Raw genomic sequence first — 18,920 nt, 5'->3', positions numbered from 1 at the left:
GACCGGCCTCGTCGACGCATCGGTGGTCTGGGGTCTTCGTTCACCACGGCGGCGCCGCGCTCAGCGATTCACGTAGACCGGATTGCCCAGGATCAGCAGTTTTCCGTCGGCCGCGCGAACGTCCACGCGCAGCCAGTGCGGCTTGCCATCGCTGCGCCAATCGATGTCCAGTCTGCCGTTGGCGGGAATGACCTGCGCATAGTCGGGCAACGCCTTGCCATCGAGGGTAACGGCGATCTTCTTGCCTTGCAGCGCCTCCGTACGCAGGGATAGATGAAGATCCGCTCCGGACGGCACGTCGATGGCGTCGCCCATACCGGCTTTGGCGATACCCGTGCTCGCGGTGACGTCCAGCGAGCGATCGCGGGTGCCTTCCGTGTCGATGAAGACATGGCCGGCACGGATGCCGTCGAGGATCGCCTCCATGGACAGTTCGCGCGCGTGGACTACCGTCGTCGGTGTGCCGATGGTGCCGGCGAACTCGTCGCGGGCGTCGTCACTGCCGACGTGGCTGTCGCTGCCGCCGATGGCCGTGATCCGGAGTCCAGCATTGAGTTGCTTTTCCCAGAAGGGAATGCCAGTTTCCGCGCGCTCGACGTCGCGTCCATTCACCGCTTCGATGGCCTGGAAGCCATGCATGTCAACGGTATCGTGCGGGGTGAAACCGCAGCCCATGCACGTCTCGTCGTTCGGTCGGCGAGGATGGTTGATGGAGATGACGCCGTGCGCGCGGGCCACGTCCGCCAGCAAGGCATTCCAGTCCGGCACCTGCTTGCTGCCTACGCGGAAATCCACGGTGCGCGAGACGCCGAACAGGTTGGCGTGTCCTTCGAAGGTGGTGATCTCCCGTGCCGGGATCAGCAGCATCGTGTCGAAGTACGGCTGCATCTCGCGCAGCTCGGACACCTGCGACATGGTGTTGTGTTCGGACACCGCTATGAAATCGAGACCGCGCTTCGCCGCCGACGTCACCGTGAGGAACAGCGGACACGGCACGCTCTTCGTCTTCGACGTATTGATGCACCCACCATCGCTGTGCGCAGAGTGCATATGCAGGTCGCCGCGATACCAGCGCTCGCCGGTCGCCAGTGTCGTCGTTAGACCGTGCTCCGGACCGAAGCCTTCCTCATCGCGCGAGAGCCAGATCTTCGCGGTGTATGTGGACGTCGCGGTCGGACGGATGTTCGGGATACCGAGCAGAAGCCGCCATCGTCCGGGCCCGATGGCACCGGGAAGGAACGAGGCGGTCGCGTCTGTGGCGGACACGGTGAAGCGGCGCTTGCTGCCGCCACTCCATCCGCGAAAGCCATCTTGCGCCTCGAACTCGCCGGGGCCCAACAGGCCCAGGTCGATCGCGGTCTTTTCCTCGCGGCCGGTATAGTCGACGTCGATGGTGATGCGCGAGGTGCCTGCCGGTACGTCGAACGGCAACTCGCGATAGGTGTGCTGGTCCGCGCCGGAAAGCGTGCCGCGAAGGACCAGGTCGGGTGCCCGCTCCGCTGCCACGCCGGTGGCGAGAAGACTGGCGAGAATGAAAGCGATCCAGCGGCGCATCAGAAACGGTACATCGCGGCAAGACGGAACGAGCGGCCGAGCAAGGGGCGCGCGATGAAGGTATTCGCGCCCGCATCGGCGCTCACCAATTCGCCCGCCCGCGGATTGCCTTCCGTCAGGCCGAGCGAATTGGTGAGGTTGTCCGCGTAGAAGAACAAGGAAAGTTGGGGGGTGGCATCGTAGCGCGCGCTGGCGCCGATCACGTAGTACGACGGCAGCACCACGGAGTTCGCGGTGTCGACGTAGCGCTTGCCTTCATGCTCGTACGACACTTGCAGACGCAGGCGACCATCCAACAGGTTCACGCCGGGCACGATGCGGTAGCTGACCTTCGGTACGCGGATCAACTGGTTGTCGTCGTAATCGCGCAGCACCGGGGCGCCGGCTACGACATCGGTGTAACTGAGCCCCTTGTACTTGGGGTCTTGCAGCGTCGCGTTGAACTGTACGTCGAACCACTTGCTCGGATAGAGCGTGCCTTCCAGTTCCAGGCCGTAGGTCTTCGTGTTTGCGTAGCCCGTCTGCGGCGTGGACGTGTTGCCGTTGCGGTCGAAGACGTTGTTGGTAAAGCTGACGTTGTCGTACTTCGTGTAGAACGCGGTCGCGTACAGGTCCACGAAACGATCGCTGTACTTCCAGCCGGTCTCGGCCAGGTCCATGGTCTGCAACAGCGGCGTGGCCGTCGGACTGGTGATGTAGGTGCTGAGGTTGGGCAGGCGGAACGCCGAGGTCCAGCGTGCGAACAGGCCTTGGCGCGGCGAGAACTGCCAGTTGGCGCCGAGCGTCCAGCCGGTCTTGTCGAACGACTGGTCGTAGTGGACGAACTGGCCGTTACCCGTCAGCACCTGGGCGGCAGCCGGCGAGCCACCGATGTCGACGGTCTGCTTGCCCTCGGTATAGCCCTGCACGTTCACCTTTTCCCAGCGCACGCCGCCATCGACGCGCAGCTCGGGCGTCACCTGCCATTCGTCCGACGCGTAGAACGCGTTTGTCTTCGACTTGCCACTGGCGTGTTCCCACTCGTAACCATAGCGATAGAAGCCGTGGTCGGTGAGCGAGCCAAGCACGTTGCCGTTGGCGTCCACGCCCACCAGATCCAGCAAGCGCGCGTTGTCCGTGGCATCGGTCAGCACCGTGGACGAGTAGCGATCGAAGTCCTGCTCGAAGTTGGCGTGGTAATAGCCGAAGGTGACGTCGTGGGTCTGGTCGCCGAACTCGAACTTGCGCAGCACGCGCGTGTCGTTAATGAACTCGTCGACCGGCAGCGTGATGCCGCGCAGGCCTTCGGTCACCACCAGGCCGTTGCCGTTCTGGTTGGCGACGTTGAAGACCTGCGACGGGTTGTCCACATAGCGGAACTGCAGGCCCGTGGCACCGGGAACGAGCGCGAGACGTTTGCTGTCCTGGGTGATGAACGAACTGGCGCTTTGCAGCGCGTTCGGGAACACGCCGTTGCGCTGCGTATCGGTGGTGCTGTAACGCATCGACTCGGCGAGCTTCCAGTCGTCGCCCAGGTCGTGGTTGAACTTGAACGACACCTGGGTGCGCTTCACATGCGTGCCTTCGCTGTTGTCGAAGTCGTACGTGCCACCGCCCGCTTCGCGCATCGGCAGGTGCTCGGTCTCCGGGCCCGCCAGCGTGCCGTAGTTGCCGTTGAATCCGGGCACGGCACGGATGTCGCCGTTGGCGTTGGTACGCATGGGAATGCCGAGGTACAGCGCTACCTTGTCGTCCATGTGCTTCACGTCGAAGCTCAGGTCGCCATGCTCCAGCGTCTTCGACAGCGTGGCGCGCAACTGGCCGCCGTCGTCCGCGTGGAACTGGGGGCGGCGCACGCCGTCATCGACGCGCCAGAAGCCGCCCACCGCAAGTTTCCAGCCGTTGCCCATGGGCGTGCCGTACCAGAAGTCGAGGCGATTCAGGGAGTAGTTGCCGACGGTGTACTTGACCAGGCCCTCGGCCGTATCGCCCACCTGACGCGGAATGAAGTTGATCGCGCCTGCCGGTGCGTTCGAATAGAACACCGACGACGGACCACCTCGCACCACTTCGACACGCTCGATGGTTTCGTCCAGACGAAACGCCTGATCGGCGTTGAGGTAACCCAGCGCGGGATCGTGCTGCACGGGGATGCCGTCTTCCAGCAACGTCACCGATCCGTAGCCGTCCACCGGGATGCCACGCGCGCGGATGTTGCCCGAGGCCTCGCCGCCGGAGGATTCCACCCAAAAGCCCGGCACGGACTTTACCGCTTCGGTCACGCTCGTCGGAGCCTGCATGCGCAGGCGATCCTCGTCGATCGTGGTGATCGAATAGCTGGTTTCCGCTTTGGTGCGCGTCTCGACGCCTGAGCGAGCGGTGACGACGACATTGTCGAGGTCCGTCGTTTTCTTTTCGGGTGCGCTGTCCTGCGCATGGGCGGCGGTGGCAAGCAACAACGCGGCGGCGATGGCTGCGCGCAGGGCGCAACTTGGCGGGGTGTGACGCATGATCGATGTCTTCCGGGGCAGGTCTGCGCGAACCCGCCCCTCGGGTGCCGCTGGGGTGTGCGGCTACCCGTGGCCTCTCCGTGGGTCCACGACCCTGCGAACGTTATGCGTCACGGGTGACGGAACGAATGAACTTACGTGACGGCCCGGTTTCAATCGTGAAAAACGAGAACCGCACCCTGGTGTGCGATCACGTCAGAGGGCCAGCGCCACCACGATGCCCAGCCACAGCGCCAGCCCTACCCACTTGTTGTGGCTGAACGCGGCAAGACAGGCGAGGCGTTCCCGGTTTCGCATGAGCCATTGCTGATAAGCGAACAGGCCGGCCGTAGCCACCAGTCCAATCCAATACGGCCACGCGAGTTCGGCGCGGGTGCCGACGAACAGCATCGTCAGCAAGAACGTGCCCATGAGGATGCCGATGATGACCAGGTCGGCATCGGCGAAAAGAATGGCCGTGGACTTGGCGCCCGCCTTGAGGTCGTCCTCGCGATCGACCATGGCGTATTCGGTGTCGTAGATCACCGACCACAGGATGTTGCCGATGAAGAGCAGCCACGCCAGCGGCGGCACGGTGTTGGTGACCGCAGCGAACGCCATGGGTATCGACCAGCCGAACGCCGCACCTAGCACCACCTGCGGCAGGTTCGTGTAGCGCTTGGTGAAGGGGTAGATCGCGGCAAGCGCCGCCCCGGCAAACGACAGCAGGATGGTGAGCCGGTTGGTGAACAGCACGAGCACGAACGAGAAGACGAGCAAGCCGGCGAAGATGACCAGCGCCTCGCGCGGCGTCACGCGCCCGCTGGCGATGGGCCGGCCAGCCGTGCGCGCGACCTGCGGATCGAGCTTGCGATCCGCGTAGTCATTGATCGCGCAGCCTGCCGATCGCATCGCAAAGACGCCCAGCGTGAAGATCACCAGCGGCCCGATGGGCGGGAAATCTTTCGCTGCCAGCCACAGTGCCCACCACGTAGGCCACAGCAGCAGAAGCGCCCCGATGGGCCGGTCCATCCGCGTGAGCACTAGATAGGCGTGAATCTTTTCGCGCCGCGCAGCCGGCAGTCCTTTCAGGAAAAAGGCGATGACGCGCTCGGCCGAGGTCGATGCATCGGCGGGGCGTGCGGGTGCGGCGGCAGGTGCCTTGCGCGCGGATGGCGCCGTCTTTCTCCCTGGGGAGGGTTTGCGGGACGTGGGAGTCATGCGGGAAGTCTAGCCGACGCCCGCCGACATGCCCTACTGGCGCGACCCGTCAAGGGTCGCGCCCATCAGGAAACCCTCAACGCTCCAGCGGTTCGATCGGATCGTTATCCACGGGCGGCTCAGGGTCCGCGTCCCGTTCCGGCCGGAAACTGCCCGGCTTGCGAATTTCCTCGTCCGGGCGGTTCTTGCCGGGCTCCGCAAACGGCGGCTGGGGATTGGTTGGCGTATAGGGCATGGGGCTCGCTCCATTCGGCGGGGAGCTTCCACGGTAGGCGCGGCGGAGTGAAGCACCCGGATACGTCTCGTAAAGCGTCGGTCCACGCGATCGTGGGGAAGACCGCCCGCCTCGCGCGGCGTATGCTCGGCGGTCGCATTCACCAAGGAACCCGATCATGAAGATCCTGATCATTGGCGCTGCCGGCACGCTGGGCCAGGCTGTCGTCAACGAACTCGGCGCACGTCACGAAATCGTCCGCGCCGGACGCACCCACGGCGACGTGCGCGTGGACCTGCGCGACGCGGCCAGCGTTGCCGCCATGTTCCGCGACGTGGGCGAACTGGATGCCGTCGTCTGCACGGCCGGCAAGGTGCCGTTCGCCCCGCTGGCCGAACTGAGCGAGGCACGTTACCTCGACGGCCTGCAGGACAAGCTGCTGGGTCAGGTGCGCCTGGTGGAAGTAGGCACGCCACGGCTGCGCGACGGTGGCTCGTTCACCCTCATCACCGGCATCCTGACCGAACAGCCGATCGTTGCCGGCGCCTGTGCCAGCATGGTCAACGGCGCCGTGGAAGCGTTCGTGCGTGCGGCGGCGATTGAACTGCCACGCGGCCTGCGCATCAACGCCGTGAGCCCCAACGTGCTGGTCGAGTCGATGGAAGGCTACGGGCCGTTCTTCCGTGGATTCGAACCGGTTCCCGCGGCACGCGCCGCGCTGGCGTTCTCGCGCTCGGTCGAGGGACGACAGACCGGGCAGGTCTACAAGGTCTGGTAAAGACGTCGCCGCACAGGCGCCGCTAAAGCAGCGCCTGTGCGGTCGCACCTGCCGGGATCTGCGGGCGCTCGATCGCCGCGATGCCACTGCGGGCATGATCGACGATCTCTCCGCGCTGGCGCAGGGCGTCGAGGAAATCGTCGACCTCTGCTGCGTTGCCCGTGTATTCCATGACCGACTGCGTACCGCTACGGTGCAGAAGACGCGCACCGTAGCGTGCCAGGCAGGTATCGGCGGCGGCCTCCGGTGCGTCGAACCTCACCACCAGCAGTTCGCGCTCCACGTGCTCGCGTGCGGTCAATTCGCCGATCTCGATCACATCCACGAGCTTGGCCGACTGCTTGACGATCTGGTCGATCACGGCCTCGTCGCCGAAGACGACGAGCGTCAGGCGCGACACGTCTACATCGGGCGTCGCCGCCACGGTCAGCGACTCGATGTTGTAGCCGCGCGCGGCAAACAGACCGGCCACTCGTGCCAGCGCACCTGCCTCGTTCTGCAACAGCATGGAAACCAGATGGCGCATGGTCAGAACATCCCCGTCGGTTCGGCCTCGGCCGGCGTCGCGGGCGCATGCCGGCTCGCAATCCACTCGCCGGTAATCATCTCGGCATAGGTCGCGCCCGGCCCCACCATGGGATAGACCCCCGCGTCGGGGTCGATGACCACTTCAAGAAAGGCCGGACCATCGAAGGCGAGGAAGTCGGCGATCGTGGCGTCGATGCGCGCGGGGTCATCGAGACGCTGCGCCCACTCGAAACCATCCGCCTGTGCGGCCTTCACGAAGTCCTTCTTGTGCAGGCTCTTGTCGGAGGCGGAGAAGCGGCCCTTGAAGAACAGCTTCTGCCACTGGCGCACCATGCCGTCGCCGCTGTTGTTGAGCACCACCACCTTCACCGGCAGGCCGTACGTCGTGACCGTCTCCAACTCACCGATGTTCATGCGAATGCTCGCGTCACCGTCGATGTCGATCACGACCCGATCGCGCCGTGCGAACTGCGCGCCGATGGCGGCAGGAAGGCCGAAGCCCATCGTTCCCATGGACCCGGACGTGAGCCAGTGCCGCGGCTCGCGAAAGTCGAAGTACTGCGCGGCCCACATCTGGTGCTGGCCCACGCCCGTACTGATGATGGCGCGACCGTCGGTGATGCGATTGATGGCCTCGATGACCGCGCATGGCTGGATGGCCTCGCCATCGCGGCGGAAGTTCATGGGATGCGTGGCTTTCAGCGTGGTCACGTGCTCGCGCCAGGCCGCGTAGTCCGGGCGGAAGCCATGGCGCTTGCCGTAGGCGGTGAGGCGGATCAGTGACGTATCCAGCGAGCCCACATGGTGCCAGTCCACCGCCTTGACCTTGCCGATCTCGGCGGGATCGATGTCGATCTGCGCAATGGCGCGCGCCTTCGGTGCAAATTTGTCGGGGACGCCAACCACACGGTCATCGAAGCGTGCGCCCAGCGCGAGCACGAGATCGCAATCGTCCATGGCGTAGTTCGCATACGCCGCACCGTGCATCCCGAGCATGTTCAGTGCGAGCGGATCGGTCGTGTCGAACCCCCCGATACCCATGAGCGTGGTGACCACGGGAATGCCGAAGGTATGCGCGAAGTCACGCAGCGCGTCGGCCGCGCCTGCGGCGACGATCCCGCCACCGGCATAGATGAGCGGTCGGCGCGAACGGTTCAGCAGTGCGATGAAGCGTGCGCACTCGGTGTCCGCGATGGTGGCGGATTCCACTGCACGCAAGCGCGTGCGGTAGCCGCGCACCGGCAACTCACGCGAGCCGTCGAAAACGAGCGGCGCGTTCTGGACGTCCTTGGGAATGTCTATGACGACAGGGCCGGGCCTGCCGCTGCGAGCGATGTGAAACGCCGTGCGCAAGGTGGCTTCCAGGGTCGACGCATCCGTCACGAGGAACACATGCTTGGCGCACGAGCCCATGATCGTGCTGATGGGTGCTTCTTGAAACGCATCGGTGCCGATGGACTTGGTCGGCACCTGGCCGCAGATCACCACCAATGGAATGGAGTCGGCCATGCAATCGCGCACGGGCGTCACCGCGTTGGTGGCGCCTGGGCCAGACGTGACCAGTGCGGCGCCGACGCGTCCCGACGCGCGCGCATAGCCGGCAGCCATGAAACAGGCGCCTTGTTCGTTGGCGGGCACGATCAACGGCAGCGGCTCGCTGCCGTCATCGGCCACGTGGTCCGCGTTGTAGCGGAAGACGGCGTCGTACACGGGAAGGATGGCGCCGCCGGAATAGCCGAAAAGGACGTCGAGGCCTTCGTCGGCAAGTACTTGCACGACGATGTCCGCGCCGGTCATGGATTGACCGGCCAGGGGATGGGTCGAGGGAGTGCGGCGAATGTCGCCGACGCTGTCCACTTGGGCATTCACGGTGTGTCGTTCCTTACTTGGCAAGTGATCCGGTGCGAAGGCTCGCGCACGCGACGCGAGCCTTCGCCATCCTCATTCCGCCTTGGCGGGTTCTGCTGCCGGCTTCGGCTGGTTCGCGGCGAGCCAAGGCATGCGTGCGCGAAGCTGCGCACCGACCTTCTCGATGGGGTGGTCCAGGTCACGCTGTTTCAGTGCCTTGTAGTTCGGCAGACCGGCCTTGTATTCGGCCGTCCATTCGCGGGCGAAGGTGCCGTCCTGGATGTCCTGGAGCACGGCCTTCATGCGTTCCTTCGTGCCTTCGTCCACCACGCGCGGGCCGCGGGTGTAGTCGCCGTACTGCGCCGTTTCCGACACGAATTCCAGCATGCGGGCGAGGCCGCCTTCGTAGAACAGGTCCACGATCAGCTTCAGCTCGTGCATGACTTCGTAGTAGGCGATCTCGGGCCGGTAGCCCGCCTCGACGAGCGTCTCGAAACCCTTGATGACCAGTTCGGACGCGCCGCCGCAAAGCACGGCCTGTTCGCCGAACAGATCGGTTTCGGTCTCTTCCTTGAAATCCGTTTCGATCAGCATGGCGCGCGCGCCGCCGATGCCCGCCGCATAGGCGGTGGCCCGCTCCGCGGCCTTGCCGGTGGCGTCCTGATGCACCGCGTAGAGGCAGGGTACGCCGCGGCCGATCTCGTACTCGCGACGAACCAGTGCACCCGGTCCCTTCGGCGCCACCAGCACCACATCGATGTCCTCGCGCGGCTTGATCTGGCCGAAATGCACATTGAAGCCATGGGCGAAGAGCAGCGTGGCGCCGGGCTTGATGTTCGGAGCGATGGCGTTTTCGTAGATGGCCGGCTGGGTCATGTCCGGGGTGAGCACGGCCACGAGGTCGGCACCACGCACAGCGTCGGCGGGTTCCGCCACGGCGAAGCCATCGACATAGGCGCGGCTCCACGACGGGCCGCCCGGACGCAGCCCGACCACGACGTCGAGTCCGGAATCCTTGAGGTTCAGCGCATGCGCGCGACCCTGGCTGCCGTAGCCGAGCACGGCGATACGGGCGTTCTGCAGCGGAGCGGTAGTGGCTTGGATATCGGTCACGAGGTGTCTCCTTGGAGTGTTCGAAACGGAAGGCGGAACGAATAGCGGTGCGGGAGGGATCAGTTGCCGATCAGTTCCTGGCTCAGGTCCTCGTCCTCGATCTCACGGCGTGCGCGAGGTGATGCGACAGGGGCGTCGTCGAAGGCCTGGGTGACGGCGCCTTCGGCGGCAGAGCCGACCAGGCGCGCGTACTTCGCAAGGACGCCGCGCGTGACCTTCGGAGGCGTAGGACGCCAGGCAGCGCGACGCGACGCCAGGTCGGCATCGGTGCGCAGTTCGCGCGTAGATGCATCGATGAAGATCGCGTCGCCCTCGCGCAGCAGGCCGATCGGACCGCCACGTGCCGCTTCAGGCGCGATGTGACCGACCATGAAGCCGTGCGTGGCGCCGCTGAAACGGCCGTCGGTGATGAGCGCGACGTCGTTGCCCAGGCCGCGTCCGACCAGTGCGGCCGTGACCGCGAGCATCTCGCGCATGCCGGGGCCGCCGGCGGGGCCTTCGTTACGGATCACCATGACGTCGCCGGCACGGATCCGCCCGGCCTGCACGGCGGCGAACGCCTCTTCCTCGCTCTCGAACACGCGTGCGGGCCCAGCGTGGCTGGTACGGCCATGGCCGGCCAGCTTGAGGATGCAACCCTCGGGCGAGAGATTGCCGTACAGGATGCTGTAGCCACCGCGCGGCTTGAAGGCGTTCTCGACGGAGCGCACGACCTGCTGGCCTTCCGTCGCGGCAGGTGCCGCGTCGAGTTCCTCGAAGAGGGTGCGACCCGTCACTGTCTGAGTGTCCGCGATGAGTCCGGCTTCGCGCAGCGCACGGGCGACGATGGCCGTACCACCCGCTGCGGTCAGTTCGACGGCGCTGTACCGGCCACCCGGCTTCAGGTCGGCGATCACGGGCGTATGCGCCGAGGCCGGTTCGAAGTCCTCGATGGACAGCGGCACACGCGCTTCGTTGGCCATGGCCAGCAGATGCAGCACCGCATTGGTGGAGCCCGCGGTGGCCGCCACCATGCGGGCGGCATTGTCGAATGCGGCTCGGGTCATGACGTCGCGCGGGCGGCGATTGGCTTCCAGGCATGCCATCGCCAGTTCACCGCAACGGAAGGCCGCGTCGCGCTTGGCAGGCGCGGTGGCGGGAATGTCGTTCAGACCAACCGGCGACAGCCCCAGCGTGGTGAGCACCATCGCCATCGTGTTTGCGGTGAACTGACCGCCGCACGCACCCGCACCCGGGCAGGCGTGGCGCTCGACGTCGTCCAGTTCGGCGTCGTCGATCTTGCCGGCGCCATGTGCACCCACGGCCTCGAAGACCTCCTGCACGGTGATCGGGCAACCGTTGCGGCTGCCGTGGTCGATGCTGCCGCCGTACAACGCAACGCCGGGGATGTTCAGTCGCGCAAGCGCCATGGCCGCGGCGGGGATCGTCTTGTCGCAACCGCAGAGGACCACCATCGCGTCGAGGCAATGACCGTCCACGGCCAGTTCGATGGAGTCGGTGATCACTTCGCGGCTGACCAGCGAGGAACGCATGCCCGACGTGCCCATGGCGATGCCGTCGGTGACCGCGATGGTGTTGAACTCCACCGGTGTGCCGCCCGCCGCCCGCACGCCTTCGGCGGCGGCTTCGGCGAGATCGCGCAGGTTGAGGTTGCACGGCGAGACGTTGGACCAGCTGTGCACGATGGCGACCATCGGCCGGGCAATGGCATCGTCGTCGAGGCCGGTGGCGCGGAGCATGGCCCGCGCCGGTGCGCGATCCGGGCCCGTCTTGATCGCATCGCTGCGCAGCGTGCGGATGGGGATCTTCTTCGTCGTCATGCGGCCTCCGCCTTGGCGTTGCAGGCTTCGATCACGGCGCGGGTCACGGCATGCGTGGTGGCCGTACCGCCGAGATCGCGGGTGAGATCGGCGTGTTCGAGGACGTGGTCCACGGCGGCTTCAACCGCGGCGGCTTCCTCGGTGAGCCCGAGCGAGTGGCGCAACAGCATCGCGGCGGAGAGGATGGTGCCGAGCGGGTTCGCCAGCGATTGCCCGGCGATGTCAGGTGCGGAACCGTGGATCGGTTCGTACACGCCCGCCCCGGGGCCGCCGATCGACGCCGACGGCGACAGTCCCAACGAACCCGCGAGCACCGACGCCTCGTCGGTCAGAATGTCGCCGAACATGTTCTCGGTCACGATGACGTCGTAGTCGGCGGGGCGCGTCAGCAGATGCATCGCCATGGAGTCGACCAACTGGTGTTCCAGTGCCACGTCCGGAAAGTCCGCCGCGACGCGTGTGGCAACCGAACGCCACAGCCGCGAGGTTTCGAGCACGTTGGCCTTGTCCACCGAGGTGACCTTGCGGCGGCGCGTGCGGGCCAGTGCGAAGGCGTGACGTACTACGCGCTCGATCTCCTCGACGCTATAGCGGCACTCGTCGGTGGCGTCGTGCTCGCTGCGAGTCTTCGCGCCGAAGTAGATGCCGCCGGTGAGCTCGCGGATGAAGACGAGATCGACGCCCTTGGTACGCTCGGGTTTCAGCGGCGAGAGTGCCGCGGTGCGCGGATGCAGCTTCAACGGCCGAACATTGGCGAACACGCCGAGCAGCTTGCGCATCGCCAGCAGGCCTTGTTCCGGGCGAACCGGCGCATTCGGATCGGACCATTTCGGGCCGCCGACCGCGCCGAGCAGTACGGCGTCCGCGGCGAGCAAGGCCTCGCGGGTCTGCGGGGGCAGCGGATCGCCGAAGCGGTCGATCGCGTCGCCGCCGATGGCGTGCTCCACAAAGGTGAATTCGTGGCCGAAGCGTGTAGCGATCTGGCGCAGTATCGCGACACCTGCCGAAGCCACTTCGGGACCGATGCCGTCACCCGGCAACACGACGATGGATGCCTTCATGCCGCTGCCTCCATGCGTTGTTCGTAGGCTGCGATGGCGCTCTCCTGCTGCAGCAGGAAGCCGAGCTGGTCGACGCCGTTCAACAGGCAGTGACGCGAGAACGCATCGAGATCGAAACGCAGGTTGCCGCCGTCGGGGAGGCGGATGGTGCCTTCCGCGATGTCGATGCGCAGTTCCACACCCGGGTTATCGAGCAGCCAGCGATGCTCGGCGTCGCTCACCACGATGGCGAGCAGGCCGTTCTTCAGCGAATTGCCACGGAAGATGTCGGCGATTTCGTTGGAGATCACCGCGCGAATGCCGTAGTCGAGCAATGCCCAAGGCGCGTGCTCGCGCGACGAGCCGCAGCCAAAGTTGCGGCCCGCGACGAGAATGGAACAACCGCGCGCCTCGGGTCGGTTGAGCGGAAAGGCAGGATCGTCTGTGCCGTCGGCGGCGTAGCGCCAGTCCTCGAAGCAATGCTTGCCCAGGCCGGTGCGTTCGGTGGTGGTGAGGAACCGTGCCGGGATGATCCGGTCGGTATCGATGTTTTCGTTGCGCAGTACCGCCGTGCGGGAATGCACGTAGGTCAGCGGGCGAAGGGTCGGGCTCATGCGGCTACTTCCTGGGTCATGTACTCGCGGGGATCGGCGACGTGGCCGGCGACGGCGGACGCGGCGGCCACCAGCGGGCTGGCCAGCACGGTGCGTGCGCCCTTGCCTTGGCGACCTTCGAAGTTGCGGTTGCTGGTGGCGACCACGAGCTGCCCGGGCTGGGCGAGGTCGCCGTTCATGGCGATGCACATGGAGCAACCCGGCTCACGCCACTCGGCGCCAGCCGCGCGAAAGACCTCGTGCAGGCCTTCGCGCTCCGCATCGCGGCGCACCTGTTCCGAACCCGGCACCACCAGCATGCGGACACGGCTCGCCACGCGGCGGCCGCGCAGGATGGCCGCGGCAGCGCGCAGGTCGGACAGTCGGCCGTTCGTGCAACTACCGATGAAGACGACGTCCACCGGTTCGCCCGCGATGGACTTGCCGGCGGTGACCTGCATGTAATCCAGTGCGCGCTGTTCCAACGCATCGGTGGGAGCAGGCACGGGTGCATGAATCGAAACGACCATGCCCGGGTGCGTGCCATAGGTGACCGAGGGCTGGATGGTCGACGCGTCGATGCGTACCTCGCGGTCGTAGCGCGCGCCTTCGTCGGTTGGCAAGGTGCGCCAGTAGGCGACGGCGCGGTCCCATGCTTCACCCTTCGGCACGCGCTCGCGGCCTTCGAGCCAGGCGAAGGTGGTGTCGTCCGGTGCGATGAGCCCGGCGCGAGCGCCGGCTTCGATCGACATGTTGCACACCGTCATGCGCTCTTCCATCGACAGCGCACGGATCGCCTCGCCGGTGTATTCGATGACGTGCCCGGTGCCGCCGCCGATACCGATGGTGCCGATGATGTGCAGGATGAGGTCCTTGGCGGTGACACCGTCCTGCAGTGAGCCATCCACGTGGATGGCGAACGACTTCGGCTTGCGCTGGAGCAGGCATTGCGTGGCGAGCACGTGACCGACCTCGGTCGTGCCGATGCCGAACGCCAGTGCGCCGAAGGCGCCATGCGTGGCGGTATGGCTGTCGCCGCAAACAATGGTCATGCCCGGTTGCGTCGCACCCACCTCCGGGCCGGCCACGTGGACGATGCCGCGCTGCGGGCTGTCCCAGCCCATCAGGTCGATGCCGAACTCGCGCACGTTGGATTCGAGTTTTGCGACCTGGGCTTCGGCTTCCGGCGTGTAATACGGTCGCTTGCCGTTGGCGCCGGGCGGCAGTGTGGGTGTGGAATGATCCAGCGTCGCCAGTGTGCGATCCGGACGGCGAACCTTCAGTCCACGGGTGCGCAATTCGTCGAAGGCCTGCGGCGAAGTGACCTCGTGGACCATGTGCAGGTCGATGTAGAGCACGCCCGGGGTGGCCTCGGTCTCGGCCACCACCTGGTGTGTGTCCCACAGCTTGTCGAACAGGGTGCGTGCGCTCATGCCGCGGCCCTCCCGGCGGTCGCATCCTCGACGGGTGTGAGCCAACCCCAGCGATCTTCGGTTCGGCCGTCGAACAGCCCGAAGAAATCTGCCTGCAGTTGCCGCGTGATCGGACCCGGTCGACCCGTGCCCACCGGCTTGCGATCGACCGAGCGCACTGCCGTCACTTCCGCCGCGGTGCCGGTCATGAACACCTCGTCGGCGAAATAGAGCATTTCGCGTGGCAGTGCCTGTTCGACGACGGCGTAGCCGCGTTCGCGCGCGAGAGTCAGTACCGAGTCGCGGGTGATGCCGCAGAGAATCGACGATGCGGCGGGCGGCGTGTAGATGACACCCTTGCGCACGATGAACAGATTTTCGCCCGCGCCCTCGCTCAGCAGTCCATCGGTGCCGAGTGCGATGCCTTCGGCATAACCGCCGTTGACCGCCTCGCGCGCGATGAGCTGACTGTTGAGGTAATTGCCGCCGGCTTTCGCGCCGCTCGGATAGGTGTTCGGCGCCGCGCGATTCCACGAAGAAACGCAGACGTCCACCCCTTGCTCGATGGCGTCGGCGCCGTGATACGCCCCCCAAGGCAGCGCGATGATGGCGACGTCCACCGCCGTATCGAGTGCCGGCGCGAGGCTGAAGGTGAATCCGCTGCGGAACACGATGGGGCGGACATAAGCCGAGGTCAGACCGTTGGCGACGATGACCTCGCAGCAGGCGCGATTGAGCGTCGCCGCGTCGTAGGGCATGGTCAGGTCATACACGCGCGCGGAGTGAAACAGGCGCTCGGTGTGTTCTTCCAGCCGGAAATAGCGCGGACCGTCCGGCGTTGCGTAGACGCGAATGCCTTCGAACACGGACGATCCGTAATGCAGCGCATGCGCGCCGACGTGGACAGTGGCATCGGCCCAGGTCTTGATGCGACCGTTGTGCCAGAGGTGGGTCGGGGCTTCCATGGTTACTCCTTCAGGACTCGACCGCGACGGCGGCGGTGTGGTGGTTGTTTCGGTGCTTGTCCATCAGCGCGACGAGGTCATCGTTGGTGATGGAACGCTGTTTGTCTGTAAGGTTTTTGAACCGCTCGAAGACGGCGTCGAGCGTTGCTTCGTCCAGGTCGTATTCCAGTTCTTCCAGGCGCTGGCGCAGCGCGTGGCGTCCGGAGTGCTTGCCAAGGACCAGCGAGGTCTTCGCTCCAACGTCCTGCGGCCGCATGATTTCGTAGGTGCCGCGGTGCTTCAGCATCCCGTGCTGATGGATGCCCGACTCGTGCGCGAACGCGTTGTCGCCCACGATGGCCTTGTTGCGTGGCACCGGCTGTCCGGTGACCTCCGCCAGCAGGCGCGAGGTCGGATACAGGTGCTGGGTGACGATGCCGGTATCGACCCGGAAGAGGGGGCGCCGGGTGTGCAGCGCCATCACTACTTCTTCCAGCGCGGCATTGCCTGCGCGCTCGCCGATGCCGTTGATCGTGCACTCCACCTGGCGCGCGCCGGCGGCAATCGCGGCGAGGCTGTTGGCGACGGCCATGCCCAGGTCGTCGTGGCAGTGCGCGGAGAACACGACCTTGTCCGCACCGCGGACGTGCTCGCGCAGGTAGGTGAACATGCGGGTGATTTCGGTAGGGGTGACGTAGCCGACGGTGTCGGGAGCGTTGAGTACGCTGGCGCCGGCTTCGACGGCGACCGAGAAGATCTCGGCGAGGAATTCCGGCTCGGTGCGCAGTGCGTCTTCGGCGGAGAATTCGACTTCGTGGGAGAGGGCCTTGGCCCTTTGGATCGCGCTGGCGGCGATGTCGATGACTTGTTGCTTGCTCTTCCCCAGCTTGTGTTCTCGATGCAGGGGAGAGGTGGACAGGAACAGGTGGATCCGGGAATGTCTGGCGCCTTCCAGAGCTCTGCCAGCGCTGTCGATATCGGCTTCCTGACATCGGGCCAGCGCGGCGATCGTGGGCGTTTTCAGCGTCCTCGCGATCTCGGCCACGGCGGCGAAATCATCGGGTGAGGCCTGCGGAAAGCCCGCTTCGATGATGTCGACCCCCAACGCCTCCAGGGCATGTGCCATGCGCAGCTTCGCTCGCCGGTCCATCGAGAAACCCGGCGCTTGCTCGCCATCGCGCAGCGTGGTGTCGAAGATGCGCACGCGGCCGTCTACGTCGCTTTCGACGGTGTCGGTGCTGTCCTGGTGTGTCGGTTTCATGTGTGGCTCCGCTCGTGAATGAGGCGGGCCGGGCATTAAAAAACCCCGCATCCGTTACCGGGTGCGGGGTTCTTTGGGAGTCTTCAGGTCGTTTTCTTATTTCACCTGGACACTTGCCCTCAGCCCGCACCTCCGCAGGTAATAAGTACAAGGCTAATAAGAAGGAGGCCGCTGCCGAGACGCAGCTTGCCGGTTACCGACGTAAGTCGGTTCGGGGCAATGCGGCCATGGGTGTTGCGCTGCGTCATGTGATCGACCGTATGCCAGTTCACCGACGCGTGTCAACACTTTCGAACGAAACTGTTTTCCTAGGACGTTTGGACGGCTAGACGCCCGATCCCGTGGTTTGCCGCGTCAGAGCCCGTGGCAAGCGGGCTTCACACAAGTGGTATGGCGCCATGGCAAAGCGAATTGTGGGAGCCGTGACATCGGTGAGAGGCCCGCGAGACGAGAGGTCGAGGAGCCGAATTGTGGGAGGCGCCACAGGGCACCTCGAGTAAACATCTTCTCGGGGCCCCACAGCGAGCCGATGGACGTCCACGGCGCCCTCACCTGCGATGCAGCGACACCTCTTGGAATGGTTCTCCTACCGCCATCGAGCCAGGAGAGGGAAGCCTCGGCCGAGAAGTCCAGTCCAAGTCCACATGAAACGATTGGCTGAATTCTCGGCCGATTTCTTACTGCATGACGTTCATGTAAATGCCGGCCACGAACAGCAAGATCGCGGCAGTCGTGACGAGTTTCGACGTCGTTGACGTGCGATAGCTCCCCTCGCGGGCCCCGGCGTAAATGCCGCGCAAGGTGCTACGCACAGGTGGCCCGGGCGTAAACGCCATATTCCACGCTAGTAGCAGCATTGACGCCATAAGCAGGAAGTTGGCAGGTGCTGGACGCCACAACGCATAACCGACACCTCCCACAGCAAACACAAGGGCCCAAACAACCGTGCTTCGTGATCCGGACATTGTCATGCCGCCTCTTCCGTCACCAACCGCAACCACCGCCGGCATCGTAGTAATCCTGCATCGGCTCCGCGACGTTCCAGTCCGCATCAAACTGCACCGTTGCGCCTCCCGTGTTCGTGACAGGGTAGCCGAACAAGGCGTCGTAGGCGGATTGGTAATGGCCACGTTCGACTTCTGTGACCGCCGCCTGCGCGGCCTCGATGCTGCCGGCGATTGTGCCGCCGATCGCGTCACCCAGGCTCGGGTCGTAGTTTTCAATCAGGTAATTGATGCCCGTCCCGATCGCGGTGCCTGCAGCGGCCGCGGGCAACACGCGTTGGGAGGCAAAAAGCGTCGTCTCCGACAATGCGCTTGCGGGGCTCAGACTGCCCACGGGCGCGGTGCGGAAATCGAGGTAGATTTCCTCCAGGGTCATGTCGGTGGTCGGCGCGGCAGCCGCGCCACCGCCCGCGCTTCCGCCACCTGACCCGCCACCGCCGCCGCCCTCGCCGGGGCCTCCAGGGAGCAGGGCAGGCCGCACCGTGGATACCTGCGCTGCGAACGACGCACGCACTTCACTGCCCGAGTACCTGGTGACGGCTGCACTCACGGCCGTCTTGTCGAACGCGCCAGCGACACGCAACAGAGCCTTGTCACTCAACCGCTTCGCGAAGATCGCCAGCAGTGGCGTGTCCTGGTTGCCGCGTGTGCGCTGATAGTGCTTCGCGATCGCCGCAAGTTCTTTGTCGGAGAGTCGGCTGATCAGCTGTTCGGTGGAGGCTGCGGCGAAATTCGCCTCAATGACGTCGCCAAAGTTGGCATCCACGGCCCTCTCGTCCGCTCCAATCACCCTCACCGACGCGCCTGTCGGCGCATGCGTTTTTATGACTTGCCGAGCGTTCGCCGCGAGATTCAACGGCTTCGAGTTCCGGGTCGTGCGAAGGTCCTGCCACGGGTCGCCGCCGCCGTCGTCACCACCGCACGTCGGCATTAAGTCGGGTCTTACGGTGGCTGGCGCGGTTGATTCGGCGAGTGCTGGGATGCTCACCGCGCTCGTGGCGAGAGCGATAGCGATGGTGAGAGCAATATGACTCTTCATGAATTCACTTCCTTGAAATTCCCCTGCAGCGACAACCGTAGGCCGAGCCTACTTGCGAGCCAAGCTGGCACGAAAATGCGAAT

Annotated in this window: 14 protein-coding genes and 1 pseudogene; 1 reads left to right on the top strand and 14 read right to left on the bottom strand. The window is 65.4% G+C overall.

Annotated elements, in window-relative coordinates:
• Positions 1 to 60: 60 nt before the first annotated feature.
• The 4 genes from BT115_RS17840 to BT115_RS18720 form a co-directional block, all read right to left on the bottom strand.
• Positions 61 to 1,554 (bottom strand): CehA/McbA family metallohydrolase, encoded by a 1,494-nt coding sequence (locus BT115_RS17840; protein WP_072323974.1) that lies wholly within the window; start codon positions 1,552 to 1,554, stop codon positions 61 to 63.
• Positions 1,554 to 4,043, bottom strand: a complete 2,490-nt coding sequence (locus BT115_RS17835; protein ID WP_072323973.1) for a TonB-dependent receptor — start codon at positions 4,041 to 4,043, stop codon at positions 1,554 to 1,556. Before BT115_RS17835 ends, BT115_RS17840 begins: the two co-directional genes overlap by 1 nt.
• A 195-nt stretch (positions 4,044 to 4,238) precedes the next feature.
• Positions 4,239 to 5,243, bottom strand: a complete 1,005-nt coding sequence (gene ubiA, locus BT115_RS17830; protein ID WP_083527562.1) for a 4-hydroxybenzoate octaprenyltransferase — start codon at positions 5,241 to 5,243, stop codon at positions 4,239 to 4,241.
• A gap of 76 nt (positions 5,244 to 5,319) precedes the next feature.
• Positions 5,320 to 5,478: a hypothetical protein gene (locus BT115_RS18720; RefSeq protein WP_177257447.1), complete on the bottom strand. Its 159-nt coding sequence runs from the start codon at positions 5,476 to 5,478 to the stop codon at positions 5,320 to 5,322.
• A 157-nt stretch (positions 5,479 to 5,635) separates the two neighbouring features.
• Between BT115_RS18720 and BT115_RS17825 the strand changes: the two genes are divergently transcribed.
• Positions 5,636 to 6,235 (top strand): short chain dehydrogenase, encoded by a 600-nt coding sequence (locus tag BT115_RS17825; protein WP_072323972.1) that lies wholly within the window; start codon positions 5,636 to 5,638, stop codon positions 6,233 to 6,235.
• Positions 6,236 to 6,257: 22 nt separating this feature from the next.
• On the opposite strand, the gene ilvN is transcribed toward BT115_RS17825, so the two are convergent.
• From ilvN to BT115_RS17770, 10 genes and pseudogenes are all read right to left on the bottom strand, one after another.
• A complete protein-coding gene (ilvN, locus tag BT115_RS17820) occupies positions 6,258 to 6,761 on the bottom strand; it encodes an acetolactate synthase small subunit (RefSeq protein WP_072323971.1) in 504 nt (167 codons plus the stop codon).
• Between the two features lie 2 nt (positions 6,762 to 6,763).
• Positions 6,764 to 8,560, bottom strand: a complete 1,797-nt coding sequence (gene ilvB, locus BT115_RS17815) for a biosynthetic-type acetolactate synthase large subunit (protein WP_083527569.1) — start codon at positions 8,558 to 8,560, stop codon at positions 6,764 to 6,766.
• A 144-nt stretch (positions 8,561 to 8,704) separates the two neighbouring features.
• Positions 8,705 to 9,724 carry a ketol-acid reductoisomerase gene (ilvC, locus tag BT115_RS17810; RefSeq protein WP_083527561.1) on the bottom strand — a complete coding sequence of 340 codons (1,020 nt, stop codon included), beginning with the start codon at positions 9,722 to 9,724 and terminating at the stop codon, positions 8,705 to 8,707.
• Positions 9,725 to 9,783: 59 nt separating this feature from the next.
• Positions 9,784 to 11,514 (bottom strand): dihydroxy-acid dehydratase, encoded by a 1,731-nt coding sequence (gene ilvD, locus BT115_RS17805; protein WP_072324050.1) that lies wholly within the window; start codon positions 11,512 to 11,514, stop codon positions 9,784 to 9,786.
• Between the two features lie 26 nt (positions 11,515 to 11,540).
• Positions 11,541 to 12,605, bottom strand: coding sequence for a 3-isopropylmalate dehydrogenase (leuB, locus tag BT115_RS17800; protein ID WP_072323969.1), 1,065 nt, complete (start codon positions 12,603 to 12,605; stop codon positions 11,541 to 11,543).
• On the bottom strand, positions 12,602 to 13,198 hold the full coding sequence (gene leuD, locus BT115_RS17795; protein WP_072323968.1) for a 3-isopropylmalate dehydratase small subunit: 597 nt from the start codon (positions 13,196 to 13,198) through the stop codon (positions 12,602 to 12,604). Before leuD ends, leuB begins: the two co-directional genes overlap by 4 nt.
• Positions 13,195 to 14,610 carry a 3-isopropylmalate dehydratase large subunit gene (gene leuC, locus BT115_RS17790; protein ID WP_072323967.1) on the bottom strand — a complete coding sequence of 472 codons (1,416 nt, stop codon included), beginning with the start codon at positions 14,608 to 14,610 and terminating at the stop codon, positions 13,195 to 13,197. Before leuC ends, leuD begins: the two co-directional genes overlap by 4 nt.
• Positions 14,607 to 15,554, bottom strand: a complete 948-nt coding sequence (locus tag BT115_RS17785; protein WP_072323966.1) for a branched-chain amino acid transaminase — start codon at positions 15,552 to 15,554, stop codon at positions 14,607 to 14,609. Before BT115_RS17785 ends, leuC begins: the two co-directional genes overlap by 4 nt.
• 64 nt (positions 15,555 to 15,618) lie before the next feature.
• Positions 15,619 to 16,794: pseudogene (locus BT115_RS17780) on the bottom strand (2-isopropylmalate synthase); the annotation flags it as partial.
• Between the two features lie 984 nt (positions 16,795 to 17,778).
• Entirely contained in the window at positions 17,779 to 18,837 is a 1,059-nt protein-coding gene (locus tag BT115_RS17770) for a hypothetical protein (protein WP_143144625.1), read from the bottom strand.
• Between the last annotated feature and the right edge of the window lie 83 nt (positions 18,838 to 18,920).

Source organism: Luteibacter sp. UNCMF366Tsu5.1 (assembly GCF_900119235.1).
GTDB classification, from domain to species: Bacteria; Pseudomonadota; Gammaproteobacteria; order Xanthomonadales; family Rhodanobacteraceae; genus Luteibacter; species Luteibacter flocculans.
Note: the sequence above shows the minus strand (reverse complement) of the source record. Positions and strands in the feature narration are given on the sequence as shown.